The following is a 4,516-nucleotide window of genomic DNA, read 5'->3' as shown; positions in this document are numbered from 1 at the left end:
CATCGTTTCCAATGGTTATCCCCCACATCAGGGCAATTTCCTAGGCATTACTCACCCGTCCGCCGCTCGTCAGCAAAGAAAGCAAGCTTTCTTCCTGTTACCGCTCGACTTGCATGTGTTAGGCCTGCCGCCAGCGTTCAATCTGAGCCATGATCAAACTCTTCAATTTAAAGTTTTTTCGGCTCAATGAATACTGACTTCAAAACTAATATTTATCCGAAGATAAACATGTAATTCTAAAGCTATTATCATTCCAACAGAATGATAATGAATTGACTGTGCCAAGACTAAGTTTCTTTTTGCAAAGAAAGCTAATCTCGATTGGTCACTCAGTTCATTGAACCCAATGTGTTTCCGAAGAAACAGTCATTGCCTAAGCAATAACTTATTGGATTATCATCAACGAGTGCCCACACAGATTGATAGGTTTATATTGTTAAAGAGCTTTGCTTTCAGTGCGTTAGCACGTCAGCGAGGTGCGTATAATACGCTTCCCACTTTGAAAGTCAACATAAAACTCTAAACTTTATTTTGTTTTCAGATTTTAAAAAAATCTAAAAGCAAAAGGCTTAAAATCTTATGGTGACTTGCTTGAATTTCAAGCAAGTGCGGAATTAAAGCCTGGCGATGTCCTACTCTCACATGGGGAGACCCCACACTACCATCGGCGCTATTGCGTTTCACTTCTGAGTTCGGCATGGAATCAGGTGGGTCCGCAACGCTATGGTCGCCAAGCAAATTCTTTAATTCGGAAAGCTGGTTTCTCTAAAATAGAGAGTAAAGTTCTATTACACATTCAATGTTCTTGCATTGAGTCCACAAAACCCCTTGGGTGTTGTATGGTTAAGCCTCACGGGCAATTAGTACAGGTTAGCTCAATGCCTCGCAGCACTTACACACCCTGCCTATCAACGTTCTAGTCTCGAACAACCCTTTAGGGCACTTAAAGTGCCAGGGAGAACTCATCTCAAGGCTCGCTTCCCGCTTAGATGCTTTCAGCGGTTATCGATTCCGAACTTAGCTACCGGGCAATGCCATTGGCATGACAACCCGAACACCAGAGGTTCGTCCACTCCGGTCCTCTCGTACTAGGAGCAGCCCCTTTCAATTCTCCAACGCCCACGGCAGATAGGGACCGAACTGTCTCACGACGTTCTAAACCCAGCTCGCGTACCACTTTAAATGGCGAACAGCCATACCCTTGGGACCGACTTCAGCCCCAGGATGTGATGAGCCGACATCGAGGTGCCAAACACCGCCGTCGATATGAACTCTTGGGCGGTATCAGCCTGTTATCCCCGGAGTACCTTTTATCCGTTGAGCGATGGCCCTTCCATACAGAACCACCGGATCACTATGACCTACTTTCGTACCTGCTCGAATTGTCATTCTCGCAGTTAAGCGGGCTTATGCCATTGCACTAACCACACGATGTCCAACCGTGTTTAGCCCACCTTCGTGCTCCTCCGTTACTCTTTGGGAGGAGACCGCCCCAGTCAAACTACCCACCAGGCACTGTCCGTAATCCCGATYAGGGACCAACGTTAGAACATCAAGCATACAAGGGTGGTATTTCAAGATTGCCTCCACACATACTGGCGTACGTGCTTCAAAGGCTCCCACCTATCCTACACATGTAGGGTCAATGTTCAGTGCCAAGCTGTAGTAAAGGTTCACGGGGTCTTTCCGTCTAGCCGCGGGTACACTGCATCTTCACAGCGATTTCAATTTCACTGAGTCTCGGGTGGAGACAGCGTGGCCATCATTACGCCATTCGTGCAGGTCGGAACTTACCCGACAAGGAATTTCGCTACCTTAGGACCGTTATAGTTACGGCCGCCGTTTACCGGGGCTTCGATCAAGAGCTTCGACCTAAGTCTAACCCCATCAATTAACCTTCCGGCACCGGGCAGGCGTCACACCGTATACGTCATCTTACGATTTTGCACAGTGCTGTGTTTTTAATAAACAGTTGCAGCCACCTGGTATCTGCGACTCCTAGTAGCTCCATCCGCAAGGGACTTCACCGCCAAGAGCGTACCTTCTCCCGAAGTTACGGTACCATTTTGCCTAGTTCCTTCACCCGAGTTCTCTCAAGCGCCTTGGTATTCTCTACCCGACCACCTGTGTCGGTTTGGGGTACGATTTCTTATAATCTGAAGCTTAGAGGCTTTTCCTGGAAGTATGGCATCAATGACTTCACTACCGTAGTAGCTCGACATCGTATCTCAGCGTTGAGTAGCGGTCCGGATTTACCTAAACCACCCGCCTACGTACTTGAACCTGGACGACCGTCGCCAGGCCCACCTAGCCTTCTCCGTCCCCCCATCGCAATTATAAGAAGTACGGGAATATTAACCCGTTTCCCATCGACTACGCCTTTCGGCCTCGCCTTAGGGGTCGACTTACCCTGCCCCGATTAACGTTGGACAGGAACCCTTGGTCTTCCGGCGAGGGGGTTTTTCACCCCCTTTATCGTTACTCATGTCAGCATTCGCACTTCTGATACGTCCAGCATGCYTTACRACACACCTTCAACCGCTTACAGAACGCTCCCCTACCCAATGAAGTAAACTTCATTGCCGCAGCTTCGGTTTATTACTTAGCCCCGTTACATCTTCCGCGCAGGCCGACTCGACTAGTGAGCTATTACGCTTTCTTTAAATGATGGCTGCTTCTAAGCCAACATCCTAGCTGTCTAAGCCTTCCCACATCGTTTCCCACTTAGTAATAATTTGGGACCTTAGCTGGCGGTCTGGGTTGTTTCCCTCTCCACGACGGACGTTAGCACCCGCCGTGTGTCTCCCGGATAGTACTTACTGGTATTCGGAGTTTGCAAAGGGTTGGTAAGTCGGGATGACCCCCTAGCCTTAACAGTGCTCTACCCCCAGTAGTATTCGTCCGAGGCGCTACCTAAATAGCTTTCGGGGAGAACCAGCTATCTCCAGGTTTGATTGGCCTTTCACCCCTAGCCACAAGTCATCCGCTAATTTTTCAACATTAGTCGGTTCGGTCCTCCAATTGATGTTACTCAATCTTCAACCTGCCCATGGCTAGATCACCTGGTTTCGGGTCTAATTCTAGCAACTATACGCCCAGTTAAGACTCGGTTTCCCTACGGCTCCCCTAAACGGTTAACCTTGCTACTAAAATTAAGTCGCTGACCCATTATACAAAAGGTACGCAGTCACARGACGCAATGCYTGCTCCTACTGCTTGTACGTACACGGTTTCAGGTTCTATTTCACTCCCCTCACAGGGGTTCTTTTCGCCTTTCCCTCACGGTACTGGTTCACTATCGGTCAGTCAGTAGTATTTAGCCTTGGAGGATGGTCCCCCCATATTCAAACAGGATATCACGTGTCCCGCCCTACTCGATTTCACTTATTATGCGTTGCCGGCTACGGGGCTATCACCCTGTGTCGCACAACTTTCCAGAAGTTTCACCTGACGCATAAAAAGCTTAAGGGCTAATCCAATTTCGCTCGCCGCTACTTTCGGAATCTCGGTTGATTTCTATTCCTCGGGGTACTTAGATGTTTCAGTTCCCCCGGTTCGCCTCATTAACCTATGTATTCAGTTAATGATACGTGCTTATGCACGTGGGTTTCCCCATTCAGAAATCCCAGACTCAAACGGTTGTTACTACCTAATCTGGGCTTATCGCAAGTTACTACGTCTTTCATCGCCTCTGACTGCCAAGGCATCCACCGTGTACGCTTAGTCACTTAACCATACAACCCGAAGGAGTTTCGTTAAACAACCAAGTTGTCTCTCTATTTTATGAGTGAGAGACGTTCGATTTTGCCGGACTCAATTTCGAATAATCACTTCACTAAGGAAGTGATATTGCCAAGAACACTTGAATGTGTTTTTTGGTGTTTACCATTAAGGTAAACATTGAGAACTTTACAAATAATCTTATTAAAGATTATTTAGTCAGCTTTCCAAATTGTTAAAGAGCGTGATTCTTCCGAAGAAGTAACCATTTTTAAAAGCACTTTGCTTTCTATTTAAAGAAAGTACGCTTAAAGATGGTATCCCGTAGGGGAGTCGAACCCCTGTTACCGCCGTGAAAGGGCGGTGTCCTAGGCCTCTAGACGAACGGGACACGATGGTGGAGCTATGCGGGATCGAACCGCAGACCTCTTGCCTGCCAGGCAAGCGCTCTCCCAGCTGAGCTATAGCCCCAACGTAGCACTTTAAAATTAAACCATATCAATCTGTGTGGACACTCATCGTGAGTAATCATCGTATAAGGAGGTGATCCAGCGCCAGGTTCCCCTAGCGCTACCTTGTTACGACTTCACCCCAGTCATGAACCACAAAGTGGTGAGCGTCCTCCCCGAAAGGTTAAACTACCCACTTCTTTTGCAGCCCACTCCCATGGTGTGACGGGCGGTGTGTACAAGGCCCGGGAACGTATTCACCGTGGCATTCTGATCCACGATTACTAGCGATTCCGACTTCATGGAGTCGAGTTGCAGACTCCAATCCGGACTACGACGCACTTTTT

Annotated in this window: 2 tRNA genes and 4 rRNA genes; all 6 read right to left on the bottom strand. The window is 48.1% G+C overall.

Annotated elements, in window-relative coordinates:
* Positions 1-169, bottom strand: a 16S ribosomal RNA gene (locus tag L4C38_RS00245); the annotation flags it as partial.
* A gap of 450 nt (positions 170-619) precedes the next feature.
* A 5S ribosomal RNA gene (gene rrf / locus L4C38_RS00240) occupies positions 620-735 on the bottom strand.
* 104 nt (positions 736-839) lie between these two features.
* Positions 840-3,734, bottom strand: a 23S ribosomal RNA gene (locus L4C38_RS00235).
* Positions 3,735-4,035: 301 nt separating this feature from the next.
* Positions 4,036-4,111: transfer RNA gene (locus L4C38_RS00230), tRNA-Glu, on the bottom strand.
* 4 nt (positions 4,112-4,115) lie between these two features.
* Positions 4,116-4,191: transfer RNA gene (locus tag L4C38_RS00225), tRNA-Ala, on the bottom strand.
* 65 nt (positions 4,192-4,256) lie between these two features.
* Positions 4,257-4,516: ribosomal RNA gene (locus tag L4C38_RS00220) — 16S ribosomal RNA — on the bottom strand; the annotation flags it as partial.

It is taken from the genome of Vibrio kasasachensis, assembly GCF_050337565.1.
GTDB lineage: Bacteria > Pseudomonadota > Gammaproteobacteria > Enterobacterales > Vibrionaceae > Vibrio > Vibrio kasasachensis.
This window is presented reverse-complemented; position numbering and strand designations above follow the sequence as displayed.